The 25,874-nt window shown below is 71.2% G+C and carries 25 protein-coding genes and 1 pseudogene; 15 read left to right on the top strand and 11 right to left on the bottom strand.

Annotated features, from left to right (window positions below; all coding sequences use genetic code 11):
- Positions 1–22 precede the first annotated feature (22 nt).
- The 4 genes from OG390_RS11305 (at position 23) to OG390_RS11290 (ending at position 4,218) form a co-directional block, all read left to right on the top strand.
- The gene (locus OG390_RS11305) at positions 23–1,504 is read left to right on the top strand and encodes a DHA2 family efflux MFS transporter permease subunit (RefSeq protein ID WP_406167151.1); all 1,482 of its coding nucleotides are present in this window, start codon (positions 23–25) and stop codon (positions 1,502–1,504) included.
- Between the two features lie 159 nt (positions 1,505–1,663).
- Entirely contained in the window at positions 1,664–2,422 is a 759-nt protein-coding gene (locus OG390_RS11300; RefSeq protein ID WP_406167149.1) for an NUDIX hydrolase, read from the top strand.
- Complete coding sequence (locus OG390_RS11295) at positions 2,419–3,441, top strand: ADP-ribosylglycohydrolase family protein (RefSeq protein WP_406167147.1); 1,023 nt, start codon at positions 2,419–2,421, stop codon at positions 3,439–3,441. Before OG390_RS11300 ends, OG390_RS11295 begins: the two co-directional genes overlap by 4 nt.
- A 3-nt stretch (positions 3,442–3,444) precedes the next feature.
- Positions 3,445–4,218 carry a DNA polymerase beta superfamily protein gene (locus OG390_RS11290; RefSeq protein ID WP_406167145.1) on the top strand — a complete coding sequence of 258 codons (774 nt, stop codon included), beginning with the start codon at positions 3,445–3,447 and terminating at the stop codon, positions 4,216–4,218.
- Here OG390_RS11290 and OG390_RS11285 read toward each other — a convergent pair.
- From OG390_RS11285 to OG390_RS11270, 4 genes are read right to left on the bottom strand one after another with little or no spacing between them, the layout of a single operon-like run.
- Positions 4,123–4,908: a DNA polymerase beta superfamily protein gene (locus tag OG390_RS11285; RefSeq protein WP_406167143.1), complete on the bottom strand. Its 786-nt coding sequence runs from the start codon at positions 4,906–4,908 to the stop codon at positions 4,123–4,125. The genes OG390_RS11290 and OG390_RS11285 overlap by 96 nt on opposite strands.
- 22 nt (positions 4,909–4,930) lie before the next feature.
- On the bottom strand, positions 4,931–5,356 hold the full coding sequence (locus tag OG390_RS11280; protein WP_406167141.1) for a Rieske (2Fe-2S) protein: 426 nt from the start codon (positions 5,354–5,356) through the stop codon (positions 4,931–4,933).
- On the bottom strand, positions 5,353–5,937 hold the full coding sequence (locus OG390_RS11275) for a DUF6529 family protein (RefSeq protein WP_406167139.1): 585 nt from the start codon (positions 5,935–5,937) through the stop codon (positions 5,353–5,355). The genes OG390_RS11280 and OG390_RS11275 overlap by 4 nt, the downstream gene beginning before the upstream one ends.
- A gap of 48 nt (positions 5,938–5,985) precedes the next feature.
- The gene (locus tag OG390_RS11270; RefSeq protein WP_406167137.1) at positions 5,986–6,654 is read right to left on the bottom strand and encodes a hypothetical protein; all 669 of its coding nucleotides are present in this window, start codon (positions 6,652–6,654) and stop codon (positions 5,986–5,988) included.
- Positions 6,655–6,824: 170 nt separating this feature from the next.
- Here OG390_RS11270 and OG390_RS11265 point away from each other — a divergent pair, with 170 nt between their 5' ends.
- The 6 genes from OG390_RS11265 to der all read left to right on the top strand — a co-directional run bounded on the left by OG390_RS11265 (position 6,825) and on the right by der (position 11,943).
- Positions 6,825–7,244: a YidB family protein gene (locus tag OG390_RS11265; protein WP_406167135.1), complete on the top strand. Its 420-nt coding sequence runs from the start codon at positions 6,825–6,827 to the stop codon at positions 7,242–7,244.
- A gap of 118 nt (positions 7,245–7,362) precedes the next feature.
- A complete protein-coding gene (aroH, locus tag OG390_RS11260; RefSeq protein WP_399088841.1) occupies positions 7,363–7,725 on the top strand; it encodes a chorismate mutase in 363 nt (120 codons plus the stop codon).
- Positions 7,722–8,807 (top strand): prephenate dehydrogenase, encoded by a 1,086-nt coding sequence (locus tag OG390_RS11255; protein WP_406167133.1) that lies wholly within the window; start codon positions 7,722–7,724, stop codon positions 8,805–8,807. The genes aroH and OG390_RS11255 overlap by 4 nt, the downstream gene beginning before the upstream one ends.
- Before the next feature lie 218 nt (positions 8,808–9,025).
- Positions 9,026–9,718, top strand: a complete 693-nt coding sequence (gene cmk / locus OG390_RS11250; protein WP_406167131.1) for a (d)CMP kinase — start codon at positions 9,026–9,028, stop codon at positions 9,716–9,718.
- Positions 9,676–10,389, top strand: a complete 714-nt coding sequence (locus OG390_RS11245) for a lysophospholipid acyltransferase family protein (protein WP_399088835.1) — start codon at positions 9,676–9,678, stop codon at positions 10,387–10,389. Before cmk ends, OG390_RS11245 begins: the two co-directional genes overlap by 43 nt.
- A 78-nt stretch (positions 10,390–10,467) precedes the next feature.
- The gene (gene der, locus OG390_RS11240) at positions 10,468–11,943 is read left to right on the top strand and encodes a ribosome biogenesis GTPase Der (protein ID WP_399088833.1); all 1,476 of its coding nucleotides are present in this window, start codon (positions 10,468–10,470) and stop codon (positions 11,941–11,943) included.
- Between the two features lie 74 nt (positions 11,944–12,017).
- Here der and OG390_RS11235 read toward each other — a convergent pair whose 3' ends face one another.
- Together OG390_RS11235 and OG390_RS11230 are read right to left on the bottom strand one after the other, a co-directional pair.
- Positions 12,018–12,464, bottom strand: a complete 447-nt coding sequence (locus tag OG390_RS11235) for a hypothetical protein (protein WP_406167129.1) — start codon at positions 12,462–12,464, stop codon at positions 12,018–12,020.
- 222 nt (positions 12,465–12,686) lie between these two features.
- The gene (locus tag OG390_RS11230) at positions 12,687–13,460 is read right to left on the bottom strand and encodes a hypothetical protein (RefSeq protein ID WP_406167127.1); all 774 of its coding nucleotides are present in this window, start codon (positions 13,458–13,460) and stop codon (positions 12,687–12,689) included.
- A gap of 537 nt (positions 13,461–13,997) precedes the next feature.
- Between OG390_RS11230 and OG390_RS11225 the strand changes: the two genes are divergently transcribed.
- Both OG390_RS11225 and OG390_RS11220 read left to right on the top strand, forming a co-directional pair.
- Positions 13,998–14,666 (top strand): transglycosylase family protein, encoded by a 669-nt coding sequence (locus tag OG390_RS11225; protein WP_406167125.1) that lies wholly within the window; start codon positions 13,998–14,000, stop codon positions 14,664–14,666.
- A 120-nt stretch (positions 14,667–14,786) separates the two neighbouring features.
- Entirely contained in the window at positions 14,787–15,470 is a 684-nt protein-coding gene (locus OG390_RS11220) for a transglycosylase family protein (RefSeq protein ID WP_406167123.1), read from the top strand.
- Here OG390_RS11220 and OG390_RS11215 read toward each other — a convergent pair.
- The 3 genes from OG390_RS11215 to OG390_RS11205 are packed head-to-tail and all read right to left on the bottom strand — an operon-like array spanning position 15,358 to position 19,744.
- Positions 15,358–16,086: an ATP-binding cassette domain-containing protein gene (locus OG390_RS11215; protein ID WP_406167122.1), complete on the bottom strand. Its 729-nt coding sequence runs from the start codon at positions 16,084–16,086 to the stop codon at positions 15,358–15,360. The genes OG390_RS11220 and OG390_RS11215 overlap by 113 nt on opposite strands.
- A complete protein-coding gene (locus OG390_RS11210) occupies positions 16,083–19,262 on the bottom strand; it encodes an ABC transporter permease subunit (RefSeq protein ID WP_406167120.1) in 3,180 nt (1,059 codons plus the stop codon). Before OG390_RS11210 ends, OG390_RS11215 begins: the two co-directional genes overlap by 4 nt.
- Positions 19,262–19,744 carry a hypothetical protein gene (locus tag OG390_RS11205; RefSeq protein WP_406167118.1) on the bottom strand — a complete coding sequence of 161 codons (483 nt, stop codon included), beginning with the start codon at positions 19,742–19,744 and terminating at the stop codon, positions 19,262–19,264. The genes OG390_RS11210 and OG390_RS11205 overlap by 1 nt, the downstream gene beginning before the upstream one ends.
- Positions 19,745–19,866: 122 nt before the next feature.
- On the opposite strand from OG390_RS11205, the gene OG390_RS11200 reads away from it, so the two are divergent.
- On the top strand, positions 19,867–20,403 hold the full coding sequence (locus OG390_RS11200; protein ID WP_406167117.1) for a hypothetical protein: 537 nt from the start codon (positions 19,867–19,869) through the stop codon (positions 20,401–20,403).
- Positions 20,378–21,664, top strand: a complete 1,287-nt coding sequence (locus OG390_RS11195; RefSeq protein WP_406167115.1) for an ABC transporter substrate-binding protein — start codon at positions 20,378–20,380, stop codon at positions 21,662–21,664. The genes OG390_RS11200 and OG390_RS11195 overlap by 26 nt, the downstream gene beginning before the upstream one ends.
- A gap of 116 nt (positions 21,665–21,780) precedes the next feature.
- On the opposite strand, the pseudogene OG390_RS11190 reads toward OG390_RS11195, so the two are convergent.
- Positions 21,781–22,912 (bottom strand): annotated as a pseudogene (locus OG390_RS11190) (epoxide hydrolase family protein).
- Positions 22,913–22,975: 63 nt separating this feature from the next.
- Here OG390_RS11190 and OG390_RS11185 point away from each other — a divergent pair.
- Positions 22,976–24,013 carry a helix-turn-helix transcriptional regulator gene (locus tag OG390_RS11185; protein WP_406167114.1) on the top strand — a complete coding sequence of 346 codons (1,038 nt, stop codon included), beginning with the start codon at positions 22,976–22,978 and terminating at the stop codon, positions 24,011–24,013.
- Here OG390_RS11185 and ctaD read toward each other — a convergent pair.
- Positions 23,895–25,586 carry a cytochrome c oxidase subunit I gene (ctaD, locus tag OG390_RS11180; RefSeq protein WP_406167112.1) on the bottom strand — a complete coding sequence of 564 codons (1,692 nt, stop codon included), beginning with the start codon at positions 25,584–25,586 and terminating at the stop codon, positions 23,895–23,897. The genes OG390_RS11185 and ctaD overlap by 119 nt on opposite strands.
- Between the last annotated feature and the right edge of the window lie 288 nt (positions 25,587–25,874).

Genomic DNA, 25,874 nt, shown 5'->3' with positions numbered 1-25,874 from the left:
CCACCTCACGGAAGGAACCGTCATGGCTGACACCCTGCGTGCCCCGGTCCGCGCACCGGCTGCCGGTGCCGCGCCGCCGCACCGCGCCTGGACCGTCGTACTGGCCGGACTGGGGGCACTGCTCTGCTCCCTCGACGTGGTCGTCGTCGCCACCGCGCTGCCGGCTCTGCGGGCCGACTTCGGGGCGAGCCTGTCCGACCTGGAGTGGACGATCAACGCGTACAACCTCGTCTTCGCCTGCCTCACCCTGACCGGCGCGGCGCTCGGCGACCGCTTCGGGCGGCGGCGCATGTACGTCGTCGGGCTCGCGGTCTTCACGCTGGCCTCGGCCCTGGCGGCACTCGCGGGCGGTCCGGGGCAGCTCATCGCCGCGCGCGTGGCCCAGGGCGCCGGGGCGGCCGTCCTGCTGCCGCTCACGCTGACCCTGATCAGCGAGGCGTTCCCGGCCGAGAAGCGGGGCATCGCCATCGGCGTGTGGGGCGGGGTGACCGGGCTCGGCGTGGCCGCGGGGCCCGTGCTCGGCGGCGCTGTCACCGAGGGCCTGTCCTGGCAGTGGATCTTCTGGCTGAACGTGCCGACGGGGCTCGTGATGCTGCCGCTTGCCGCCCTCAAACTGCGCGAGAGCTACGGTCCTCGCCCCCAACTCGACTTCGTGGGGCTGCTGTTGGCGGCCGTGGGCCTGACCGGTCTCGCCTGGGCGCCGGTGCGCGCTCCGCAGGCGGGTTGGGGGAGCGCCGAGGTGCTGGGCGCGCTGGGCGTCGGCGTCGTCTTCGTGGCGGCCTTCCTCGGCTGGGAGCGGTCGCGGGCGCGCTACCCGATGCTGCCGCTCGCGCACTTCAGGAGGCGTGGCTTCGCCACCGCCAACGGGGTGGCGTTCTTGACCTTCATGTCGCTGCTCGGCTCTCTCTTCATGATCACGCAGCTCTTCCAACTCGGCCTGGGCGAGTCCCCGTTGCGGACCGGCGTCCGGATCCTGGTGTGGACCGGCATGCCACTGCTGGTCGCGCCGCTCGCGGGCGCGCTCGCCGACCGGTTCGGGAACCGGCCCTTCATGCTGACGGGCCTCGTCCTGCAGGCGGTCGGCCTCGGGCTGCTGGCCCGGCAGGTGGAGCCCGGCGTCGGCTACGGAAGCCTGGTTGTGCCGCTGATCGTCGCGGGCATCGGCATCTCCATGGTCTTCCCGACCGTCGCGAACGCCGTGACCTCGTCGGTGCCACCCGGGGACGCGGGCGTCGCGGCCGGCGTCAACAACGCGCTGCGCGAGCTGGGCGGAGTCTTCGGAGTCGCCGTCGCCGCGGCCGTGTTCACGCGGTACGGGGGTTACGGCTCGGCGGAGTCCTTCGTCGACGGGTGCGGACCCGCGCTGTGGGTCTCTGCGGGAGTCGCTGCGGCGGGGGCGATGGTGGCGCTGTTCGCACCGGCGCGCGCCCGGGCGCAGAGCCCGGATGCTCCCCGCGCCGGGGCTCGGAAGCCGGATGTCTCCCGCGCCCGGGCTTCGGGCTGACACCTTCCGCCGCCCCGACCTCAGGGGCTGACAATTTTCGCGCACCGGGCTTGAAAAGCCGTCAATTCACCGCGCCCAGAGGCTTGTAGACGCCCGCCCACCTCTTTATAGTCGTAATGACTATTAGTCGATCCGACTATTAATAGGAGGTGGGTGGGCGTGCTCGCACGGGAAGGCCGCGCGCCTGGCGGCAAGGCACCCGAGGGCTACGACAAGTACGCCTTCGAGCCTTTCGCCGTCACCGTCGACCTGGCCGTCCTGACGGTCCGCGGGGGAGTGCTGCAGGCGCTGCTCGTCGAGCGGGGCCAGGATCCGTACGTGGGCCGCTGGGCGCTGCCCGGCGGCTTCGTGCTGCCGCACGAGTCCGCGGAGACCGCGGCGCGGCGCGAACTTGCCGAGGAGACCGGCCTGTCGGACGTCTCCGGACTCCATCTGGAACAGCTGCGGACATACACGGAACCCGACCGCGACCCCAGGATGCGGGTCGTCTCCGTCGCGTACGCCGCGCTGCTCCCGGACCCTCCCGAGCCGCGCGGCGGCGGCGACGCGGCGCAGGCCCAGTGGCTGCGGTACAACGCGCTCGGTCCGCTCGCCTTCGACCACGACCGGATCCTCGCCGACGCCCACGAACGCGTCGGCGCCAAGCTCGAGTACACCTGTCTCGCCACATCCTTCTGCCCGCCCGAGTTCACCCTCGGAGAGCTGCAGCAGGTCTACGAGACCGTGTGGGGCACCGCCCTCGACCGGCCCAACTTCCGGCGCAAGGTCCTCGCCACGCCGGGCTTCGTCGAACAGATGCCCGGTGCCGCGCGCCTCACCGGAGGCCGCGGCAAGCCCGCCGCTCTCTACCGGGCGGGTGGTGCCAAAGCCCTGCACCCACCCCTGCTGCGTCCCACTTCGGAAGGACGGCCCTCATGACCACCACGACGCTCGCGAAGCGCGCCGCCACCGGTTCCCTGATCGGACTCGCGCTGGGCGACGCGCTCGGGTTCCCGACCGAGTTCAACTCCGTCCCGGCGATCCTCGCCAAGTGCGGGCCCTGGCGGCAGATGAAACTGCCCAGGCCGGCGAAGGTCACCGACGACACGCAGATGACGCTGGCGCTGGCGCGGGGGCTGCGCACAGCCACGGACCGCGGTCTGCTCGGCCCGCTGCGGATGGAGCGGCCGGTGCGCGAGGAGTTCGTGAACTGGTACCAGTCGCCCGACAACAACCGTGCGCCCGGCCGCACCTGCCTCGTCGCCTGCAACCTCCTGAAGAACGAGAAGCGCCGCTGGCAGGAGGCCAGCCAGATCGGTTCCAAGGGCTGCGGCGCCAACATGCGCGTGGCGCCCGTCGGGCTCGTACGCGGGCTCAGCGACGAACAGCGGGCAGGCGCCGCGCAGTTCCAGGCCGCGCTCACCCACGGCCACCCCACGGCACTCGCCGCGGCCGACCTCACGGCACACGCGATCTGGCTCCTCACCCAGGGCACCGAACCGATGGGACTCGTCGGCCGGCTGCGGTCGTACGCGTACGAGAACCGTCAGCGCTACCACTCCCGTTGGCTCGGCGACCTGTGGACCTTCAGCGAGGACTTCACGCCGGAGCAGTTCATCGCCCGCGGCTGGGACGAGTGCCTGAGCGCCCTGGACGACCTCCGGCACGCCGTGCGCACCGTCTCGCCGGAGACCGACCCGTGCCTGGCCACCGGCGGGGGCTGGATCGCCGAGGAGGCGCTCGTCACCGGCCTCCTCTGCTTCCTGCTCTTCGTCGACGAGCCCGTCACCGCGCTGCGCCGCGCCGCCTGCACCTCCGGTGACTCCGACTCCATCGCCTGCCTGACCGGCGCCTTCGCGGGCGCTTACCACGGCTCGGACGCATGGCCGACGGAGTGGGCCGACCGCATCGAGTACCAGGGCGACCTGATGTCGCTGGGGGCGCTCTGGGACGCTTGAGGGATGACTGACCACGTCCTGGACATCGACCTCGCGGCAGCGGTGGCCGAGCAGCCCGACCCGGTGCTGTTCGCCACCGTCTCCGGGGCGCACCTCTACGGCTTCCCCTCGCGTGACTCGGACGTCGACCTGCGCGGCGTCCATCTGCTGCCGACCGCCGCCCTGGTGGGGCTGCGCGAGCCCGAGGAGACCCGGTCGCGGATGTGGGACCGGGACGGGGTCGAGATGGACCTGGTCACGCACGACCTGCGCAAGTTCGTACGGCTGATGCTGCGGCGCAACGGCTATGTGCTGGAGCAACTGCTCTCACCCCTGGTCGCGCACACCGGTGAGGCACACCGCGAGCTGGTTACGCTCGCCCCCGGCGTCCTCACCAGTCATCACGCCCACCACTACCGGGGGTTCGCCGCGACGCAGTGGCGGCTGTTCGAGAAGACCGGCGAACTGAAGCCGCTGCTCTACACGTTCCGCGTGCTGCTCACCGGCATACACCTGATGCGCAGCGGTGAGGTGCAGGCCGATCTGCCCACGCTGATCGGGCAGGTCCGAGCTCCCGCGTATCTGCCGGAGCTGATCGCCGCGAAGGCGGAGCAGGAGCACGGGGGCGCGGACGTCGACCACGCGCGCGTGCAGGACGACGTGGAGCGGCTGCACACCCTGCTGGACGAGGCGCAGAACGCCTCAGCGCTGCCCGACGCCCCGACCGTGTACGACGCCCTGCACGCGTTCGTCGTACGGGTCCGGCTGGAGGGCTTCCGGGGCGGCCTGGAGGGCTGAGCGGCGGCGCGCGCGGATCAGGAAGTCCTCGACACGGGCGTGGTCCGGCTCGGGCGGGAGGGGGCTCCGCGAGGCCGCCTCGTCGGCCTCCGCCGCCAGGCGGGACATCCAGGTCTCGACCTCCGGCCAGGAGACCTCGCCGCGCTTCACCGCGAGCAGCGGCGCGCGCCGGTCGCCGACGTCGATCGTCAGGACGCCGGTGCGCAGGAGGTCGCGGGAGCTCATGAGGAGGCGCAGGAGGTGCATGGCGTGCTTCCAGCGGGGCGCGCCGTGCCGGCGTACGTCGGCTTCCAGCTTCTTGTGCTGACCCAGGGCGTAGCGGGCGAACGTGTCGTGTGCCCTGCGGGAGAGGAACGCCTCGCGGAGGGCGAGTAGTTCGCGGCCCGTGTCGTCGGCGTACTCGACGAGGGGGGAGTGCAGGCATTCCAGGATGTTCGGGTTGGCGCGCAGCGCGAGGGCGCAGAAGCGTTCCAGCTCCCAGCTGAACTGCTCCTCGGCCGGGCCCTCGACGTGCGTCGGCGGCTTGTCGAAGCGCCAGAAGAGCGGTGTCGGGGCGAGGAACACGCCCCGGCGGTCCGTGTCGCTGGTGTCCGTGACCAGACCGAAGGCGCGTGAGCCCATCACGCAGGAGTAGATCGTGTGGTCGCGCACCAGCACCTCGTGGGCAGGCTCCAGAGCCTCGGCATTCATGCCCTGGAGCGTACGTGCCCGGTCAGGCCAGGCGGATCGAGTTTCCGTCCACCGTGATCTTCTTCGCGGGCAGCGGACGCGGGGCGGGCCCCGCGACCACCGAAGCGTCGGTGATGCGGTACTTGCTTCCGTGGCACGGGCAGTCGATGGTGCCGTCCGCCACCTTGCTCACCGTGCAGCCCTGGTGGGTGCAGATGGCCGAGAAGCACTTGAACTCGTCCTTCTTGGGCTGGGTGACCACGACCTTCCTGTCCTTGAAGATCTTGCCGCCGCCGACCGGGATGTCGGACGTCTTGGCGAGTGCGTCACCATCGGCCGCCGCCGGGGAGGCGCTGGTGGTGCTGTTGCTGTTGCTGCCGTTGTTGTCGCCGTACTTGCTGCACCCCACGAGCAGGACGGCGGCCGCACCCGTTCCAAGAACCGTGCGCCGCGCAGGGGGGTTCGTCATGTCGTCACTCCGAACGTGCGGAAGAACCAGAGAGCCGACGTGAGCCAGATGGCCGTGAGGACGACGAAGACGAGTCCCCCGACCAACGGCAGCAGCCAGCCGGGCAGTCGCTCCGAGCGGAGCAAGAGCATTTTGGCACTGAATGCCCCAAAGAAGAAGCAACCCAGAAGCGAGTGCCACAGCACGCGCGGCTCGTACGTCTGATAGCCCAAGGCGTACAGACAGTGCACCGCGACAGGCACCGCCACCAGGAAGGCGATCCGCCCCGACCAGCGGTGCAGCACCGGCGCCCAACTCGGCCCCGGCAGCTTCCCGTACACCATGAACGCCGAGACGAGCTGGACGAGGGCGAAGGCGAACGCTGTCGTCGCCAGCCACGACTTCACTGCGCCGGTGCTGCTGAAGCCGGCGAGGTTGAAGGCGGTACCCGCCGGGTCGTGCACCTTGCCGTACGCGCCGAGGCCGACCGCGACCGCCGCGGCGACCAGGGCCGGGACGAGATAGCGGGCGGCGCCGGCGCGGCGGTGGGCGGGCTGGGGCGAAGGGAAGCCCTGGGTGGCGGCGTTCGGGTCCACGGTCATGATCGGCTCCCTGCGGAGGAGGGGGTCGGACGGGAGGCGGGGGCTGGATCAGGGGGTGACGGGCCGTGCGGTGAGCTGTTCGCCGTCGATCGTCACGGCGCCGGTCTCCGGGTCGATCCGGGGCGCCGCCGAGGGCTTGCCGTCGCGGTCGAGGATGCCGACCTGCTTGCCGCCGGGCAACACGATCCAGCCGCCGTCGAGCTTGGCTCCCCTGACGGTGGCCGTCGCCCGGTACAGCCCGGACGGCCTGACCGCCTTGTCGGCGGTGAAACCGTAACGCTGCCCGCCCAGGTCGACGGTGCCGCGGATGCTCTTGCCCTCCTCGAGCGTGCCGTTCAGCTCGGCGCCGTGCTTGCCGGTGAGCTTCATGCTGCCGTCGCCCTTGACGTCGCCCTTCAGCCACGACTCCTTGTCGCGCCCGTCGCAGAAGTACGCGATCGCCTTGCCGTCGCGCAGCGAGACGGCGACTGCGGAGGAGTCGTCGTCGGTACGGCCCGCGTAGTCGGCGTTGGGCGCAGCGCTTTTCGAAGGAGTCGGTGACGGTGTGGTCTTCGGCGGCAACGAACTGGGCGGCGGGCTCGGCGACACCGTGACGCCCGGCGACTCCTCCCGGTACGACGACGCGCTCTTCGTCCCCGTTGTCGCGTTGAGCGACAGCATGAACACGCCGAGCAGCAGCCCCGCGAGAAGGGTGAGAAGGGGTCCTGGACGCTTCATTCGGGCCTCCCCCGCGGCGGGTCTCCTGCCATGAGAGCGGACCTGTGCCCGTGCGTCCAGAGGCGCACGGGTGCGTTCTCACTACAAGTGGCGGAATAGGGCGATTCGAGTGACATCGGCAGGGTCTGAGGCGGGGCGGTGACCTACCCCCGGCCGCACTCTCGAAAGGCGTGACCATGGCGGGTAACGATCTCGGCAGCCTGCTCGGCGGCCTCCTCGGCGGAGGTGGCCAAGGCGGTGCCTCCGGCGGCAACAGCCTGGGCTCGCTGCTCCAGTCGCCGGCCGGCGGCTCGAGCAGCGGCGGCAACGCACTGGGAGCACTGCTGGACGTTCTCACCGAGTCCGGGCTCGCCGATCAGAAGAACTCCTGGATCGGCACCGGCGAGAACCAGCCCGTGTCCGGCGCGCAGATCCAGCAGGCGCTGCCCGACGCGACCCTCAAGCAGGTCGCCGAACAGGCCGGTGTCACCCCGGACCAGGCCGCGACGCAGATCGCCGAGACCCTGCCCCGGGCGGTCGACAAGCTGACCCCCAACGGCGAAATGCCGTCCGGTTACCTGGAGGACCTCATCAAGGCGCAGCACGTCTGACACTGCATGGTGCGTGCGCGGCGACCGTCTCGTCAGGCGGGCGCCGCGCACCCGCGCGTTGCGGGCTGACTACGCTGGTGCGACAAGACGTGCACGCAGATCAGCGAGGAGCATCACCGTGGCGGTACGAGCGGTCCGGGGCGCCGTCCAACTGGAGCGGGACGAGGCCGGGCACATGGACGAGCAGGTCAGCGAGCTGCTCACCGCCATCCTGGAGCGGAACGGGCTCACCACGGACGACCTGATCAGCATCTGGTTCACCGCGACGCCCGATCTGCACAGCGACTTCCCGGCGGCCGCGGCGCGCAAGCTCGGCATCGTCGACGTACCGCTGATCTGCGCGCAGGAACTGGACATCGAGGGCGCGATGCCCCGTGTCGTACGGGTCCTCGCGCACATCGAGTCCGACCGGCCGCGCGCCGACATCGTGCACGTCTACCTGGGCGCCGCGGGCGCGCTGCGCAAGGACATCGCCCAGTGAGGACCGCACTCGTCATCGGAACCGGGCTGATCGGTACGTCGGCCGCGCTCGCGCTGGCCGCGCGCGGCGTCGTCGTGCACCTCGCCGACCACGACCCGGAGCAGGCCCGTACGGCGGCGGCGCTCGGCGCCGGCACGGACGAGGTGCCCGAGGGGCCCGTCGACCTCGCGATCGTGGCGGCCCCACCCGCGCACGTGGCCGCGACGCTCGCGGACGCCATGCGGCGCGGGGTCGCCCGCGGCTACCTGGATGTGGCCAGTGTCAAGGGCGGCCCGCGCCGCGAGCTGGAGGCGCTCGGCCTCGACCTGTCCTCGTACATCGGTTCGCACCCCATGTCCGGCCGTGAGAAGTCCGGTCCACTGGCCGCCACCGGTGATCTCTTCGAGGGGCGCCCCTGGGTCCTGACGCCCACCCGGGACACGGACACCGAGGTCCTCAACCTCGCGCTGGAGCTGGTCTCGCACTGCCGCGCCGTGCCCGTCGTCATGGACGCGGACGCCCACGACCGTGCCGTCGCGCTCGTCTCGCACATGCCGCACCTGGTGTCCAGCATGGTCGCCGCGCGCCTGGAGCACGCGGAGGAGGCGGCGGTACGGCTCTGTGGTCAGGGCATCCGTGACGTGACCCGCATCGCGGCGTCCGACCCCCGGATGTGGATCGACATCCTCTCCGCGAACCCGGGGCCGGTCGCCGACCTCCTCGCGGACGTCTCCGCCGACCTCGACGAGACCGTGCAGGCCCTGCGTGCCCTCCAGTCCTCCGACGAGTCCAAGCGCCGTACGGGCGCCGACGGCATCGAGGACGTGCTGCGGCGCGGCAATGCGGGGCAGGTCCGCGTCCCCGGCAAGCACGGCTCCGCTCCGCGCGCGTACGAGGTCGTGGCCGTTCTCATCGACGACCAGCCCGGACAGCTGGCCCGTATCTTCGCCGACGCGGGGATGGCCGGGGTCAACATCGAGGACGTACGCATCGAGCACGCGACCGGGCAGCAGGCCGGTCTGGTGCAGCTGATGGTCGAGCCCAAGGCGGTGCCGGTGCTGAGCGCGGCGCTGCGGGAGCGGGGCTGGGCATTGCGGCAGTAGGCGCGTGGGGTCGGCGTCAGGTCGGTTTCCGCCCTACCCGTTCCGCATCTGCGGGCTCCCGCCTCCAGACCCCCGCTTGGGCCTCAACGGCCTCGTCGGGCTGAAACCCCCGATCGCAGCGCCGTGCCGGGCGGCTCGGTGTACCCAGTAACCTTGTGCGGGGCGCGTTCGTGTCCCACACATACCCACCACCCCGTACCAGGAAGGTGTCCGTCACCGTGGAAAAGGCCGCCCGGACCGCCCCGGCTGTGATTGTCGCCATCGACGGCCCCTCCGGCACGGGCAAGTCGAGCACCTCGAAGGCCGTCGCCTCGCAGCTCGGGCTGAGCTACCTGGACACGGGGGCCCAGTACCGCGCCATAACCTGGTGGATGGTCAACAACGGGATCGACCTCACGGACCCGTCCGCGATCGCCGCCGTGGCCGGGAAGCCGGACATCATCTCCGGAACCGACCCGTCCGGTCCGACGATCACCGTCGACGGCACCGATGTCGCGGGCCCGATCCGTACGCAGGAGGTCACCTCCAAGGTGAGCGCCGTCAGCGCGGTGCCCGAGGTGCGCGCCCGGATCACCGAGCTGCAGCGCTCGCTCGCCGGGTCCGCGGAATACGGGATCGTCGTCGAGGGCCGGGACATCGGCACCACCGTGCTGCCGGACGCCGACCTGAAGATCTTCCTCACCGCGTCCCCGGAGGCGCGTGCCGCCCGCCGCAGCGGTGAGCTGAAGGGCGCCGACGTGCACCAGACACGCGAGGCCCTGCTCAAGCGCGACGCCGCCGACTCCAGCCGCAAGACCTCCCCGCTCGCCAAGGCGGACGACGCGGTCGAGGTGGACACCTCCGACCTCACGCTCCAGCAGGTCATCGAGTGCGTCGTCACCCTCGTCGAGGAGAAGCGAGCCGCCAAGTGACCGCACCCTCCGAGAGGGGCGCCGAGGTAGGGCGCCGCATCGGCGTCGGCCTGATGTACGGGCTGTGGAAGCCGCGTGTGCTCGGCGCCTGGAAGGTCCCCGCGACCGGCCCGGCGATCCTGGCGGTGAACCACTCGCACAACATCGACGGCCCGATGGTCATGGGCGTGGCGCCCCGGCCCACACACTTCCTGATCAAGAAGGAAGCGTTCATCGGCCCGCTCGACCCCTTCCTGCTCGGCATCGGCCAGCTGAAGGTGGACCGCCAGACCACCGACCGTACGGCCATCACCCAGGCGCTGGGTGTCCTGGACAACGGCGGCGTCCTGGGCATCTTCCCGGAGGGCACCCGCGGCGAGGGCGACTTCGCCTCGCTGCGCGCCGGGCTCGCGTACTTCGCCGTACGCAGCGGGGCGCCGATCGTCCCGGTGGCGGTGCTGGGAAGTTCGGAGAAGAGCAGCCGGTTGATGAAGGGGCTGCCCCCGCTGCGCAGCCGGGTCGACGTCGTCTTCGGCGACCCGTTCGAGGCGGGCGACGGCAGCGGACGGCGTACGCGCAAGGCGCTGGACGAGGCGACCGCCCGCATCCAGAAGCAGCTCAGCGCCCACCTGGACCACGCCAGGCGTCTGACCGGACGCCGGGAAAACGCCGGGCGCCCCACCGGGCACTAGGCGACACTTGAGTAGTGGATCGCCCGATATACGGGCGGTCCACCGATCACCACGAATGAACGACGAGGTACGGACTTCATGAACGACGACATCCAGCCCGAGGGCTCGGCAGAGCACGACCACGGGGCGCTCGGCGACGCCGAGTACGCGGAGTTCATGGAGCTCGCCGCGGAAGAGGGCTTCGACATCGAGGATGTCGAGGGCGCCATCGAGGAGGCCGGCCACGGCCCGCTGCCCGTCCTCGCCGTCGTCGGCCGTCCCAACGTCGGCAAGTCGACCCTGGTGAACCGGATCATCGGCCGCCGCGAGGCCGTCGTCGAGGACAAGCCCGGCGTCACCCGCGACCGTGTCACTTACGAGGCCGAGTGGGCAGGCCGCCGCTTCAAGCTCGTGGACACCGGCGGCTGGGAGCAGGACGTCCTCGGCATCGACGCGTCCGTCGCCGCGCAGGCGGAGTACGCGATCGAGGCGGCCGACGCGGTCGTCTTCGTCGTCGACGCCAAGGTCGGCGCGACCGACACCGACGAGGCGGTCGTACGCCTTCTCCGCAAGGCCGGCAAGCCCGTCGTCCTGTGTGCCAACAAGGTCGACGGCCCGAGCGGCGAGGCCGACGCCTCGTACCTCTGGTCCCTCGGTCTCGGCGAGCCGCACCCGGTCTCCGCGCTGCACGGCCGCGGCACCGGCGACATGCTGGACGCCGTTCTGGAGGCGCTGCCCGAGGCCCCGGCGCAGACCTTCGGCGCCGCGGTGGGCGGCCCCCGCCGCATCGCCCTCATCGGCCGCCCGAACGTCGGCAAGTCCTCCCTGCTGAACAAGGTGGCGAACGAGGACCGCGTGGTCGTCAACGAGATCGCGGGCACCACCCGTGACCCGGTCGACGAGCTCATCGAACTCGGCGGCGTCACCTGGAAGTTCGTCGACACGGCCGGCATCCGCAAGCGCGTCCACCTCCAGCAGGGCGCCGACTACTACGCCTCGCTGCGCACGGCCGCCGCCGTCGAGAAGGCCGAGGTCGCCGTCATCCTGATCGACGCGTCCGAGACCATCTCCGTCCAGGACCAGCGCATCGTGACCATGGCCGTCGAGGCCGGGCGCGCGATCGTCCTCGCCTTCAACAAGTGGGACACCCTCGACGAGGAGCGCCGCTACTACCTGGAGCGCGAGATCGAGACCGAGCTCCTCCAGGTGGCGTGGGCGCCGCGCGTCAACGTCTCGGCGCGCACCGGGCGGCACATGGAGAAGCTCGTCCCGGCGATCGAGACCGCCCTGGACGGCTGGGAGACCCGCGTCCCGACCGGCCGGCTGAACGCCTTCCTCGGCGAGCTCGTCGCCGCCCACCCGCACCCGATCCGCGGCGGTAAGCAGCCCCGCATCCTCTTCGGTACGCAGGCGGGCACCAAGCCCCCGCGGTTCGTGCTCTTCGCCTCCGGCTTCATCGAGCACGGCTACCGGCGCTTCATCGAGCGTCGACTCCGCGAGCAGTTCGGCTTCGAGGGCACGCCGGTCCACATTTCGGTGCGGGTGCGCGAGAAGCGCGGCGCCAAGAAGAAGTGACGTAGCAACAACGGCAAGGACAACAACGGGTAAGGGGCGGCTCCTTGAGGAGCCGCCCCTTACCCGTGCGTGCGTCAGAGCCCCCTGCGGGGTGCGGGAGGCAGCGCCGCCGGGATGTGATGCATCCCCGTGCTGTGCTGCCGCCCGCTCGTCTGCCAGATCGCGGTCGCCGTCGCGGTCTGGCCGTGCTGCGCTCCACTGTGACGTGCGGAGTGCGCCCCCGCGCTGTACGAGCTGTAGGAGTTGTACGAGCTCGACGCACCGTACGAAGTCATGCCGCGCGGGAGGCTCCCGAAAGCCGTGAAGCCCAGGTTCTCTTCGCCGTGCCGGTCGCCGGGCAGGGCCCTGAAGGATCTGACCCACTCGGCGTAGAGCGCGTCGTAGATCGGCGTGGCCGAAGATCCGCCCGGAGAATCCTGAGCCGGTCGCGCCGGGGGTACCTCCCTGCTCGAACGAAGCAGAGAGCCTGGGGGAGGGCTCGCCTGGAGGGCCTGGCGGCGGGGGACGTCGTAGGTGTGCACGTATGTGCCAACGACCCCGCCGCCCAACGGATGCGGCCACCGTGTCGCTTTCGCAGGTCACCAGGAGTGTGCCCGGCGCACTCCCGAGCGTCCGAGCTCCGGTCGGGGCTCGGGTTCGGGCCCGGGATCGGACTCCGGTCCCCGGCTCAGCCGCCGGCTCAGGTCCCCGGGCTCCGGCTCAGCCGCCGGCTCAGGTCCCCGGGCTCCGGCTCAGCCGTCGGCTCAGGTCCCCGCGAGCGGCATCGCGGCCGCGACGAGCTTGCCGTTGGCCGCAGCCTTGTCCAGCGCGTCGCGCAGCAGGTCCTCGCGGGGCTGGCGGCCGATCGAGCCGACCGGGGCGGCGAACAGGAGTACCTGCTGGTGCTTGTTGGCGGCCGCCCGCCAGCTCTCGGCGACCTGCAGTGCCTGGTGCGCCTGCCACCAGGCGACGGGCGAGCCGCCGCCGGTGCCGGGCTGCAGCACGGCGTGCAGCTGGCCCATGGCGAGCAGGACGGACCAGCCGTGCAGCACCGGAGGCACCGAGATCAGCTCGGTCACCGGCATGAAGCCCTGCTCGATGAGGAGGGGCAGGAAGTCGTCGCCGACGTCGGTCGAGCCGGGGCGCACGATGGGGCCGGTCGGCTCGACGACGAGCGCCGGATGCAACTCGCCGTTGATCAGGACGAGTCCGCTGGTGACACCGAGCACGGCCTGCTCGGGCACGGACTCGACGGGCGGGCCGTCGGGGTTGATCGAGCGGACGGCGCCCTGCAGTTGCTCCTCGGTGACCTGCACGACCTGCGAGGGCAGGCAGGTCGCGTGGGCGAAGGCCAGGACGGCGGTCTCGTCGCCGATGAACAGGACGGTGCTGGTGCGCTCCTGTTCCGAGTCGCCCGGGGTGCGGCAGGACGTGCAGTCGTAACTGCCGGGGGCGTTCTCTCCGGCGAGCAGCCGGTCGGCTTCTTCGTCGCCGATCTCGGCGCGTACGTCGTCGCTGACGTCGAGCATGCGCGGCACGGTGGCTCCTCGGGATGCGGTGCGTGGCGGTGCCGGGTGGCTCCCGGCCCATGAGGCCGGGGGGTCCCCGGCTCATGAAGATGACAACGGGCGATCTGTGGCCGGAGTCACGCCCGAGCGCGAACGGAATCGAACCATCCGACGCGCAGGGTGAGGTGACCTGCGGAATCGGTTACTCCGAGTCAACTTCTCGGACTGCCAAGCAAGTTGAGGCGGTGAAGTGAGTCACAGATCACTGGGGTGACGGGTCGACAAATCCGGAAATCACCCAATGAAGTGGGTGGCCGAAAATCGACGATACTCGCGGTAACGGCGAACTGGCCTCGAATGACAAGGAGTTGGTTGATATCGGGGCGACAAGCTCCCTAGATTTCTCGGCCGTGTGCAACGAGCACCGCTCGGGTACGTCCGCCGGCCGCACCAAGCCAGCTCACAGCACAGCCTCCGGCGGACGGGGCGGAGCGCGACGACCGCGTCCTATGCGCAGGGAATCGTGCCCCGCCTTGGGGGATCCCGGGTGTTTCGAGAGGGAAATACATGTCCGCATGTGCCGAGAACACTCATAAGGCTCGTACGACGACCAAGGCTCGTACGACGGCGGTCCTCGCCGGGGCGGCACTGCTCGCCCCGCTCGGACTGCTCGCCGCGACCGGCAACGCCGTAGCGGCCGACAGTGGAGTGTGGGACCGCATCGCGAAGTGCGAGAGCGGTGGGAACTGGCACATCAACACCGGCAACGGCTACTACGGAGGACTCCAGTTCTCCGCCGGCACCTGGCGCGCGTACGGCGGCGCCGCCTACGCCTCGACCGCCGACAAGGCCTCCAAGGCCGCTCAGATCGCCGTCGCCTCCAAGGTCCAGCGGGCCCAGGGATGGGGCGCGTGGCCCACCTGCTCGGCGCGCGCCGGAGCGTACGGCAACGCGCCGGCGTCCTCGGGCGCCGCGTCGGCCGGAGGGTCGGCCGTCACGAAGTCAGCACCCAAGTCGGCCCCGTCGACGTCGAAGCCGTCGAAGGCGCCGGCACGTCCGTCGGGCCACACCAACCGCGGCTCCTCCCGCGGCGACTACACCGTCCGCAGCGGAGACACGCTGAGCGGTATCGCCGCGCGGCACGGGACCACCTGGCGGGAGATCTACGCCGCCAACCGGGCGGTCATCGGCGGTGATCCGGATGTGATCGTGCCCGGGCAGCGGCTCGACTTCTGAGTCCCGCTCCCCCCGGCCCCCGGGCACGGGGCCCCGCCCGGTCCTCCGACCGGGTGGGGCCCACGGCCGCACCGGGCGCGGCTCGACGGGTGTGCCGGGCGCGCTGCTTAGCGTGGCCGGATGTTCCTGATGCCGACCACCCGGATCGTGCCGACCCTGTCGACCAGGCGCGTTCGGTACGCGGCCGTGGTCGCAGCCGTCCTGGCCGTTCTCGTCCCTCCCTCGGGGGCGTCCGCCGCGCCGCCGCCCCCGCTTCCCGGGCCCATTTCGCTACGAGCGCCGTACGACTGCGTGAAGGACCAGTGGCCCTGGGCCTGCATCGCCGAGTGCGAGAGCAGCGGTCGCTGGGACGCGAACACCGGGAACGACTTCTACGGAGGGCTGCAGTTCTGGCAGTCGACCTGGGAGGCGTTCGGGGGGCTCGGGTACGCCCCGCGGGCGGATCTTGCCACGCGCGCGGAGCAGATCAAGGTCGCCGAGAAGGTGCTCGCCGCCCAGGGGTGGGAGGCCTGGCCCGTCTGTGCCAAGAGATACAAACTCAAGGGCCGCATGCATGTGGTGAAGCGCGGCGACACGCTCTGGTCCATCGCCCGCAAGTATCGGGTCAAGGGCGGCTGGAAGGCGCTGTACAAGGCCAACAAGAAGATGGTCGGCAGCGATCCGGGTCGGCTGAGCGTGGGCACGTTGCTCGTCATCCCGAAGGGGTCGGGGGGTGCCCGGCACGCGGACCGCGCCCTGTTCGGTCCGCCCCTCGTTCCGAAGCCCCCCGCGTCCCCCGGGCGACCTCGGCCGCCTCTCCGCTGAACACGACCGAGCCGCGGCGCAGTTCATGGACGCACGTCGTCCGCCCCGCCCGCTCGCGCAGGCCGGGCGGCAGCCGCTGTTCGGCGACCACCACGCACGCGTCGAGGTCGCTCAGCAGTTCGTACGTCCGAGCCGCGACCGACGGCGACATGCCCTGCGCGGGTTCGTCGACGAGCACCACACGCGCGCGTGCCAGCAGGGCGCGGGAGAGGGCGAGCATCCGCTGCTCGCCGCCGGAGAGGGTGCCGGCGCGGCGGGGAAGGAGGGGCTCCAACTGCGGGTAGGCGTCGAGGGCGGCGGTGTGGTCGCCAGCGGCCAGCTCCAGGTTCTGACGGACGGTGAGCGAGCCGAAGACGGCCCCGCGTTCCGGGACGAAGCACAGTCCGCGCCGGGCGCGTTCGTAGGCGGGCATGCGCGTCACGGCGGCGCCGTCCCAGACGACGGCGCCGCCGGACAGCGGCATGGTTCCCGCGAGGGCGCGCAGCACCGTCGTACGTCCGGAGCCGTTGCGGCCCAGCAGCACGGTGAGGCCGGGACCCGGCGCGACGAGGGTCACGCCGTGCAGGGCCTCCAGAGGGCCGTAGCGCACGCGCGCGTGGCGCAGGGCGATGCTCATCCGTCGGCCCTCGTCTCCAGTACGCGGTCGGCGGGGCCGGAGGTGACGATCCGCCCCGCCGCCATGACATGGACCGTATGCGCCAGGTCGGCGACCAGGTCGAGGTCGTGCTCGACGACGAGCAGGGCCATGCCGTCCGCGGCGAGGGCCCGCAGCACGCGGGCCAACGCGGTCACTTCGCCGGTGTCGAGTCCGGCCGCGGGCTCGTCGAGCAGCAGCACACGCGGACTCCCGGCGAGCGCCCGCGCCAGCTCGACACGCCGGAGCGTGCCGGTCGGCAGCCCCGCCGCGGGCAGCGCCCGCACCGGTCCGTCGAGCCCGAGCAGCCGCAACGAGCGCTCCACCGCCCCCGGATCGGCGATCCGACCCTGTTCGGCACCCACGCGGACATTTTCGGCCACGGTCAACGAGGGGAAAACCGCCAGTTGCTGGAAGGTCCGCGCCACTCCCAGCCGGGTGCGGGCGTGCGCGGCCGTCCGGGTGATGTCCCGCCCCCCGAGCAGAACCTGCCCGCCCGAGGGGCGCAGCGTCCCGGCGAAACAGTGGAAGAGGGTGCTCTTTCCGGCGCCGTTGGGTCCCACGACCGCGGTGACGCGCCCCGGCCCGATGTCGAGCGAGACTCCGTCGAGTGCGGTGAAACCGCCGTAGGCGACATGGAGCCGACGGGCGGTCAGGGACGGGGGGATGGGTCCGGCAAGAGGGCGTGAACGGCGGGGGCCGCCGACCGCGGGGCGCGAGGCCGGAGCCGGTCCCGTGCGGCCCGGCCGTGGTGCGGCGACCTCGGGTGAACGTGTCGGACCGGGCGTCGTCCGGGGGCCGTCCGGCGGTGCGTGGGGTCCTTGGTCGGGCGTGTCGCCGCGTGGTGCCGGGATGTTGGCCGGTGGTTGCGGGGGACTGTCCAGCTCTACGCCGCTGGGTGGTGTGGCGTCGTCCGGGTGGTCCGTGGGCTCGTCCGGCTCCCGGGCGGGAGTCCCGCTCAGTGGCTGTGCCCTGCTGTCCGGCAGCTCGGTGTCCCGCTTCGTCCGGCCGATGCCGGGCCATCCGGTCGTGCCGGGCCCAGGGGCGGCGGGCTCCAGCGGCGTGTCGCTCGGGCGGGCGGGCTCGGTCGGCGCGTGTCGGACGCTTTGCGGCGCGGGTGTTTTCGGGGTGCGCCGCGCGGTCGGCCGCGGTGCCGCGCCGCTTGGCCGACCGGGCTCGTCCGGACCGGAGGCGGGTGGTTCGGATGCTCCGGGGAGCCGTCCCGATGCTCCCGATGCGCTCCTCCCCGCGTTCGCCATCGAGGTCGCCTCCGTGGGCACAAGCGCCCCGGCTCTCCTCGGCTCCACCGGCCGCAGTCGGCGCCCGACCCGTGCCCCCAGGGGTGTCAGCGTCGCCCGGCGGCGCAGTCGCAGTCGGGAGGCCGCCGTGCGCAGCGCTTCGTAGGGGCCTCCGGGGAAGCGGCCGACGAGGACGGCCAGTACGCCGATCAGGGCGGCCGCCACGCCACCGCGGGCCCCCGCGTCGAGCCCCACCAGGAGGGCCGCGGCGGCCAGGGCGCCCAGGACGCTGTCGGCGCCGAGGACGACGACCGCCGCGAACCAGAGCAGCCCGCGTACGGGGTCGTACGCCGTGGCGTCGAAGGCGCGCAGGCCCATCCCGAGCATGCCGCCGCCGAGCGCGGCCAGGGCGGCGCCCGTGACGAACGCGGTCAGTTTCAGGGTCGGGACGCGTACGCCCGCCGCGGACGCGCCTGACTCGTGGTCGCGCATCGCGGCCAGGGCCCGGCCCGTACGGCCTCTGCGCAGGGCGTTCGCGGCCAGCAACGCGGCCGCCAGCAGGGCCAGTTCGAGCACGTAGTAGGCGCGGTCGCCGTCGAAGCCGGCCGGACGGTCCAGGGACAGTCCCGACGAGGCGTACGGCTGGGCGAAGACGAATCGGCTGACGCCCACGCCGACCGCGAAGGTGGCCAGCGCGAGGGCAAGACCGTGGCGGCCGATGGCCGGCCAGCCGGTCAGGACACCGAGCGGAGCGACCAGGATCACGGCCACCGCCAGCGCGGCGAGTTCGGGCAGGCGCGGCAGGCCGGGGAAGCGGCCCGCCGCCAGCAGCGCCGTGAAGAGGGCGCCCAGACCGGCGTACGCGGCCTGCCCGAGGGAGATCTGGCCGCCCCGGCCCGTCACGACGACCAGCGACAGAAGCACCACGCCCAACGCCGGGACCTGCACCGACGTATGCAGGTCGGAGCCGGCGAATCCGAGGGGCAGCAGAAAGAGGACGACCGCCACGATCCACGCGCCCGGAGGCGTCGCCACGCGGGCCGTCGCCGAACGCGGGAGCGCGTCGCGGGTGCCGATGCCGGGCAGGACGAGCGCCGCGATCAGCAGTGCGACCACGAACAGGTTCGCGCCGACCGCCTGGAGCAGTGGTTCGGCCCAGCCCGAGGGGTGCAGGCGCGTCAGCTGGCTCTGGGCCACCCCGATGCCGAGGGCCACCACGACGGCGATCGGCAGGCTGCGCATCCCGGCGGCCACCGCCACCGCCATCACCTCCATCACGAGCAGCGGCATGCCGTACGGGTCGAGGCGCACGTAAGGCGCGAGGAGCACGCCCGTCAGGCCCGCCGTGAACGAGCCGAAGGCCCAGCCCGCCGCGGCGACCCGGTCCGCGTCGATGCCGCCGAGTACGGCGAGCGAGCGGTCGTCGACGACGGCGCGCAGCTCCGTGCCGAACCGGGTCCAGCGCGTCAACGCGCCGACACCCACGGCCAGCGCGACGGCCACCGCCAACTGCCCCCAGGGATCCGCCGACACCAGCGTCGGCGCGTCCGCGCGCGCTCCGGTGCCCCACACCAGGGCGGCCCCGCCGACCAGCAGGACGAAGACGCCGATGGACGCGACGAGCGTCTGCGCCGGGTCGCTGCCCAGCACCGACAGCGGGCGGAAGACGAAGCGTTCCAGGGCCGTGCCGATGGCCGGGGCCACGACGACGAGGGTCACGGCGGCGCCGAGCGCGAGGGGCCAGCCCCACTCGACCGTGAACTGGCGCAGCAGATACGCGCACACCATCGCGATCGCGCCGTGCGCGAAGTTGAGCACGCCGGTCGCCCGATGGGTGACGATCAGTCCGATCCCGGTGAGCGCGGCGGCACTGCCGACCGAGAGACCGGCGAGCGTGAGGTCGTAGGTCAGCGACGCCATCAGTCACCCGGATCCGCGACGGACGGCTCACAGATCGGGCACGGCCCCAACTCCCCGCTCGCCAGCACCCGCGAGTCCACCGGCACGGCCTCCGGCTTCCCGGCGACCAGCGGACAGTCCGCGCGGTGCCACAACGTGCCGCCCGGCACCATCAGCAGCTCGCCGCTCGCGGCGAGGGGCGCGGCCGCCGTCTGCCCGGACTCGGCCACGCCGGCGGGCTCGGCGGCCACGAGCAGCCCGTACAACTCCTCGACACGCGCCGCGGCCAGCGCGTTCCTGCCGTGCGTGAGCAGCACCGTGCCCGCGATGATCAGTGCCGCGCCGGGCACCGTGCACGAGGCGAGGTAGGGCAGTTGCCGCTCCGCGTACCGCTCGCCCGAGATGCCGTACCAGCCGATGACGCACAGCACCGCTCCGGTGGCGAGCGCGGCCCATCCGGCCCACAGGACGGGGTGCACGGTCCGCAGTCGAGCTGTCCGCATCCGGGCTCCCAGACGTCGTATGTCTGTCCATGCCAGCCAATGGCTTGCACTATGCCTTCTGGAAGCTGACCCTGAAAGCTCCGGGCGCACATGGCCCGGACCGATACCCGGTGGTGAGCCAGATGGTTCTCGGGAGCGACCTCAGGCGGGGGAACGGCCGGGGCGCGGCAGCGGTGGCGGTTCTCGTCCTCGCCGCGACCCTCACGGCGTGCAGCGACGAGAGCGGTGGCGGGAGCAGCGCCCCACCGACCCCCTCCGTGCAGCAGCCCACCAGCGCCCGGCCCAGCCCCACGGCCCCGTCCGATCCGGCGGCCGCGGAACAGGAGATCAAGCAGAACTGGGAGAAGTTCTTCGACCCCGCCGTCGCGCAGAAGGACAAGCAGGCCGTCCTGGAGAACGGTGACCGGATGACCAAGGTCCTGCAGAGCTTCAACGGCGACAGGCGCGGCCAGGAAGTGCAGGCGAAGGTCGAGAAGGTCGAGTTCACCTCGCCGACCGACGCGAACGTGACGTACTCGCTGACTCTGAAGGGCGCGACCGCGCTGCCGGGCGCCTCCGGGACGGCCGTCGAGCAGGACGGTACCTGGAAGGTCTCCGTCAAGACGCTCTGCGCGCTGGTCCAGCTGAGCGGCAATGAGTCGCCGGGCCCCGGCTGCTGAGTGCGCTGCCCTGGTCCTGCTGTTCCTCCTCGGCACGGCCTGTGGCAGCCGCCTCCCCGAGAGCGACTTCGAGAACCGCTCCACACCCCCGCAGCAAGGAGGGACCGCTCCGATCCGCGTCGGCATCGTCACGAGCGCCACGAGCCCGGTCGGCGGCTCGGCCTTCACCGGGTCGCGAGACGGGGCGAAGGCGTACTTCGAACGCCTCAACTCACGCGGCGGGATCGGGGGCCGCCCGGTCGAGGTGCGCCTGTGCGACGACGGCGGCAGCGGTGTCGGCAACAACGAATGCGTGCACAAACTCGTCGAAGAGGACGAGGTCGTCGCCCTCGTCGCCACCACCGCCCTCGACTACGCGGGTGCCTCTCGTGTGTCCCACGCGCGCGTGCCCGACATCGGAGGCCAGCCCATCGGCCCGGCGTACGACACGTATCCGCACCTGTACGGCATCTACGGCAGCCTCGCTCCGCGCAGCGGCAGGACCGGCTGGGACGGGAAGCTGTACGGCGGCACTGAGGTGTACCGCTACTTCAAGCGCGCGCAGGGTGCCCGCACCGCCGCGGTCGTCTCCTACAACCAGTCCGCGTCCGCCGCGTACGCCCGGCTCGTCACGCAGGGGCTGAAGGCCGAAGGCTACAAGGTGGTCACCGAACAGGTCGACTTCGCGCTGCCCAACTTCCGTGCCGCCGCGGCCGATGTGAAGGAGCAGGGCGCCGATCTCGTCTTCGACGCCATCGACACGCATGGGAACGCGCAACTGTGCAAGGCGATGGACGACGTCGGGGCCAAGGTCATCGCCAAGGTCACCAATGTGCAGAACTGGACGTCGACCGTTTCCGAGGACTACGAGGACTCGCCGCGGTGCCGCAACGCCCTGTGGGCTACCGGGTCCAGTCGCAACTATGAGGACACGGGGGATCCGGCCGTACGGGCGTTCCGGGACGGGACCAAGGGGCTGAGCGATCACTCCCAGTGGCAGTTGGAGGGGTGGGCCGCCGCGAAGTGGTTCACCGACGCGGCGAAGTCCTGTGCGCGCACAGGGGTCACGCGCGCGTGTGTCGACGACTTCATGAACCGGGGCGTGCCCTATACCGCCGGTGGGCTGCTGCTACCGGTCAGCTACGAACGGCTTACCGAGCCGCCGAAGACCCGAAGGACGTGTCTGTCCGTGGCTCGCTGGGGGGACGACAAGGGCTGGGTCTCGCAAGGGGACATGAACACCACGTGCTTCGACGTGCCGCAACTGTCGTATCGGCCTTGAGTTTTCTCGCCCCCGCCGCCCCTGCCCGTTCCCGTACCCGGGGGCTGCGCCCCCAGCCCCCTGGGTTGTCCTTCGGCCGCGGGTCGGTGGGGGCTTGTCGCGCAGTTCCCCCACAGTCACCGCAGCGTGCCGAAGAACTCCCGGATGTCCCCCGTCAGCAGCTCCGGATGCTCCAGGGCCGCGAAGTGGCCGCCCCGGTCGAACTCCGTCCAGCGGACCACGGTGTTGGTCTGCTCGGCCCAGCGGCGAATCGCGACGTCCCCGTCGAAGTTCCCGACGGCCGTCGGTACGGCGGAGCGGCCGACGGGGAACCAGTCGCCGCGGTGGCTGTTCTCGTAGTACATGCGAGCCGCCGAGCCGGCCGTGCCCGTCAGCCAGTACAGCATCACGTTCGTCAGCAGGGCATCCCGGTCGACCGCGTCCTCGGGCAGCTCCGCCGAGGAGCGGAACCATTCCGGGGTGGGCGAGATGAACCGACGGGTCGGCCGACGGAATGTCGGCCGACCCGTGAGGTCGGATCCACGAAGATGCCGACTGGATCGCGTTTTGACGCCCTCCCCGCTGTGAGCGGAGATGTCCGGCCTGCTGTTCGTGGTGAGCAGCTTCCGGTGGGTTCCTGCTTCGTCGCTCCGAGCCGGGCTTGCTCCCGGTCTTACCAGTGCTCCACAGGCGTTTCCGTCTCCGCCCGTCCGACGGCGACTGCCGGGCTGTGTCCTTCCCGGCAATTCGGAGCTTCCGGAGTCATCCTTCGCCCCGCACAGCAACTGACCTACCACTGTGCGTAGTTGACTCGTACCCCAACGGGAAACCTGCGGAACCCGGAATGGCCGGGACGACGAGGTGGAAGGCGTGGGCAGGGTCGCCGCCGTGGGCGCGCGGATCGCTGAGCGGGCCGATCAGGCCGAGGAACTCGACGAACGAGCCCGGCCAGCCGTGCGTCAGCAGCAGCGGCACGGCGTCCGGCTCGGGTGAGCGCACGTGCAGGAAGTGCACGCGGGCGCCGTCGATCTCCGTGAGGTACTGCGGGAACTCGTTGAGCGCGGCCTCGTGCTCGCGCCAGTCGTAGGCGCTCCGCCAGAACGCCGCGAGCGCGCGGAGGTACGGCAGTGACGCCCCGTATTCCCAGCCGGCGTCCGGCAGCTCGTCGGGCCAGCGGGTCAGGTCCAGGCGCGTGTGCAGGTCGTCCGACTGTGCCTGGGGGATCTCGATCCGGAAGGGGTGCACCGTGGTGTCCGCGTTGTCTGCCATGGCTCCTACGGTGGGAACCCTTGCGGACAGTTACTGTCCGCAAGGGCTGGCAGACTCGGAACCATGTTGGAGACATCGGCACGACTCCTGCGCCTGCTCTCGCTGCTGCAGGCCCACCGCGAATGGTCCGGGGCCGACCTGGCGGACCGCCTCGGCGTCACGCCCAGGACCGTCCGCCGCGATGTGGATCGGCTGCGCGAGCTGGGCTATCCCGTCAACGCCAGCCCCGGCACGGGCGGCGGCTACCAGCTCGGCGCCGGCGCCGAGCTGCCGCCACTGCTCCTGGACGACGACGAGGCGGTGGCCGTGGCGATCGGACTGCGCACGGCGGCCGGGCAGGGCATCGAGGGCATCGGCGAGACCTCGGTACGCGCCCTCGCCAAGCTCGAACAGGTGCTGCCGAACCGGCTGCGCCGCCGCGTGGGCGCCCTGAACGCGTTCACCGTGCCGATGCTGCGCGGCCCGCAGCCGTCGGCCGTCGACCCCGGCGTCCTCACCGAGCTGGCCCATCTGTGCCGCGACTCGGAGCGGCTGCGCTTCGAGTACCGCGACCACGGCGGTGCCGTCACGCGCCGTACCGTCGAACCGCACCGCCTGGTGTGCACCGAGCGCCGCTGGTACCTCGTCGCCTGGGACGTCGACCGCGACGACTGGCGTACGTTCCGGGCCGACCGCATCACGCCCAAGCCACCGCACGGACCGCGCTGTGCGCCCCGTACGCCACCGGCCGAGGACCTGGCGGCGTACGTCTCCAAGGGCGTCTCCACGCGCGCGTACGCCTCGCACGCCGTCATCAGGCTGCTCGTGCCGTTGGAGGAGGCGGCCGAGCGGATCTCGCCCTCCGCCGGGACTCTGGAGGCCGACGGGACGGACAGCTGCGTGCTGCGCACCGGAGCGGCGAGCCTCGACGTGATGGTCATTCACGTGATGCTGATGGGTTTCGAGTTCGAGATCATCGAGCCCGCCGAGCTCACCGAGGCGATCAGGACGTCCCGGGACCGGCTGTCTCGGGCTCTGGACCGGGCTTCGGCTCAATCGCCGCGTACTGGGGATGGTGCAGGTCGAACGCCGGGGACTCGGAGCGGACCCGGGGCAGCGTGACGAAGTTGTGCCGGGGCGGCGGACACGAGGTCGCCCACTCCAGGGAGCGCCCGAAGCCCCAGGGGTCGTCGACCTCGACCTTCGCGGCGTACTTGGTGGTCTTCCAGATGTTGTAGAGGAACGGCAGCGTCGAGATGCCCAGCAGGAAGGCGCCGATCGTGGAGATGGTGTTGAGCGCCGTGAAGCCGTCGGCGGCCAGATAGTCCGCGTACCGGCGCGGCATGCCCTCGGCACCCAGCCAGTGCTGGACCAGGAATGTCGTGTGGAAACCGACGAACAGCGTCCAGAAATGGATCTTGCCGAGCCGTTCGTCGAGCATCTTGCCGGTGAACTTGGGCCACCAGAAGTAGAAGCCGCCGAACGTCGCGAAGACGACCGTGCCGAAGACGACGTAGTGGAAGTGGGCGACCACGAAGTACGAGTCGGTGACGTGGAAGTCGAGCGGCGGCGAGGCCAGGATGACGCCCGTCAGGCCGCCGAACAGGAATGACACCAGGAAGCCCGTCGCCCACAGCATGGGCGTCTCGAAGGACAGGGACCCCTTGAGCATCGTGCCGGACCAGTTGAAGAACTTCACGCCCGTCGGCACGGCGATCAGGAACGACATGAAGGAGAAGTACGGCAGCAACACCGCGCCGGTCGCGAACATGTGGTGCGCCCATACGACGATCGAGAGACCGGTGATCGCCATGGTCGCGGCGACCAGCGTCAGATAGCCGAAGATCGGTTTCCGGCTGAAGACCGGCAGGATCTCCGTGATGATCCCGAAGAACGGCAGCGCGATGATGTAGACCTCGGGATGGCCGAAGAACCAGAACAGGTGCTGCCACAGCAGCGCGCCGCCGTTGGCCGCGTCGAACACCACCGAGCCGAACCTCCGGTCCGCCTCCAGGACCAACAGCGCCGCCGCGAGCACCGGGAACGCGAAGAGGATCAGGATCGAGGTGAAGAGGGTGTTCCAGGTGAAGATCGGCAGCCGGAACATCGTCATGCCGGGCGCGCGCATTCCGATGATGGTCGTAATGAAGTTCACCGCGCCGAGGATCGTCCCGAAGCCCGCCAGCGCGAGGCCCATGATCCACATGTCGGCGCCGATGCCGGGCGAGCGCTCCAGGCTGTTGAGCGGGGCGTAGGCGAACCAGCCGAAGGCGGCCGGTCCGTCGGGCACCAGCAGCGAGCCCAGCACGATCAGACCGCCGAAGAGGAAGAACCAGTACGACAGCATGTTCAGTCGCGGGAAGGCGACGTCCGGGGAGCCGATCTGCAGTGGCATGATCTCGTTGGCGAACCCCGCGAACGTCGGCGTCGCGAAGAGCAGCAGCATGATGGTGCCGTGCATGGTGAACAGCTGGTTGAACTGGTTGTTGTCCACGATCTGCAGGCCGGGCCGGGCGAGTTCGGCGCGCATCACCAGCGCCATCAGGCCGCCGATCAGGAAGAAGACGAACGACGTGATCAGGTAAAGGTGGCCGATCTTCTTGTGATCGGTGGTCGTCAGCCAGTCGACGACCAGCCGCCCCGGCCGATCGGTCCGTACGCGTCGCGCGGTCGTCTGCGCGGTGTCCGTCCCCATCGCTCGCCCCTTCGCCGTCGCGCGTTCTGGGCCTGCTGAAGCTCACGCCATGATGCTCGTGCCGCCCCGTGCCGAGACAGGGGGCGTGCGGGGGTTGTGTGCTGGAACCGTGTATTTCCTATGCGGCTTCAGCATCTGTGGCACGCCCCGGAATCGGAAGGAAAAGGATTGGCCGCGCCGCCGGATTCGCGCATTCCATTGGGCTATTCGGGACTGCGTCACGGTAGCTCCGAATTACGTTCGAAGGCGTGCGGAACACGTACGGAAGCCCTCGTACGTGTGACGGAG

This window comes from Streptomyces sp. NBC_00996 (genome assembly GCF_045162675.1).
GTDB lineage: Bacteria > Actinomycetota > Actinomycetes > Streptomycetales > Streptomycetaceae > Streptomyces.
Note: the sequence above shows the minus strand (reverse complement) of the source record. Positions and strands in the feature narration are given on the sequence as shown.

Coding starts and splice junctions, on each gene's coding strand:
- OG390_RS11215 (WP_406167122.1), bottom strand. CDS start 16,086: ATGAGCATCGCCCTGCGCCACGCGCGCGTGCGCTACGGCCCTCTGGAG.
- OG390_RS11225 (WP_406167125.1), top strand. CDS start 13,998: ATGTCCGCATGTGCCGAGAACACTCATAAGGCTCGTACGACGACCAAG.
- ctaD (WP_406167112.1), bottom strand. CDS start 25,586: ATGGGGACGGACACCGCGCAGACGACCGCGCGACGCGTACGGACCGAT.
- OG390_RS11295 (WP_406167147.1), top strand. CDS start 2,419: ATGACCACCACGACGCTCGCGAAGCGCGCCGCCACCGGTTCCCTGATC.
- OG390_RS11210 (WP_406167120.1), bottom strand. CDS start 19,262: ATGGCGTCGCTGACCTACGACCTCACGCTCGCCGGTCTCTCGGTCGGC.
- OG390_RS11185 (WP_406167114.1), top strand. CDS start 22,976: ATGTTGGAGACATCGGCACGACTCCTGCGCCTGCTCTCGCTGCTGCAG.
- OG390_RS11275 (WP_406167139.1), bottom strand. CDS start 5,937: ATGACCGTGGACCCGAACGCCGCCACCCAGGGCTTCCCTTCGCCCCAG.
- OG390_RS11220 (WP_406167123.1), top strand. CDS start 14,787: ATGTTCCTGATGCCGACCACCCGGATCGTGCCGACCCTGTCGACCAGG.
- OG390_RS11270 (WP_406167137.1), bottom strand. CDS start 6,654: ATGAAGCGTCCAGGACCCCTTCTCACCCTTCTCGCGGGGCTGCTGCTC.
- OG390_RS11285 (WP_406167143.1), bottom strand. CDS start 4,908: ATGAATGCCGAGGCTCTGGAGCCTGCCCACGAGGTGCTGGTGCGCGAC.
- OG390_RS11305 (WP_406167151.1), top strand. CDS start 23: ATGGCTGACACCCTGCGTGCCCCGGTCCGCGCACCGGCTGCCGGTGCC.
- OG390_RS11195 (WP_406167115.1), top strand. CDS start 20,378: ATGAGTCGCCGGGCCCCGGCTGCTGAGTGCGCTGCCCTGGTCCTGCTG.
- OG390_RS11280 (WP_406167141.1), bottom strand. CDS start 5,356: ATGACGAACCCCCCTGCGCGGCGCACGGTTCTTGGAACGGGTGCGGCC.
- der (WP_399088833.1), top strand. CDS start 10,468: ATGAACGACGACATCCAGCCCGAGGGCTCGGCAGAGCACGACCACGGG.
- OG390_RS11290 (WP_406167145.1), top strand. CDS start 3,445: ATGACTGACCACGTCCTGGACATCGACCTCGCGGCAGCGGTGGCCGAG.
- OG390_RS11200 (WP_406167117.1), top strand. CDS start 19,867: ATGGTTCTCGGGAGCGACCTCAGGCGGGGGAACGGCCGGGGCGCGGCA.
- OG390_RS11205 (WP_406167118.1), bottom strand. CDS start 19,744: ATGCGGACAGCTCGACTGCGGACCGTGCACCCCGTCCTGTGGGCCGGA.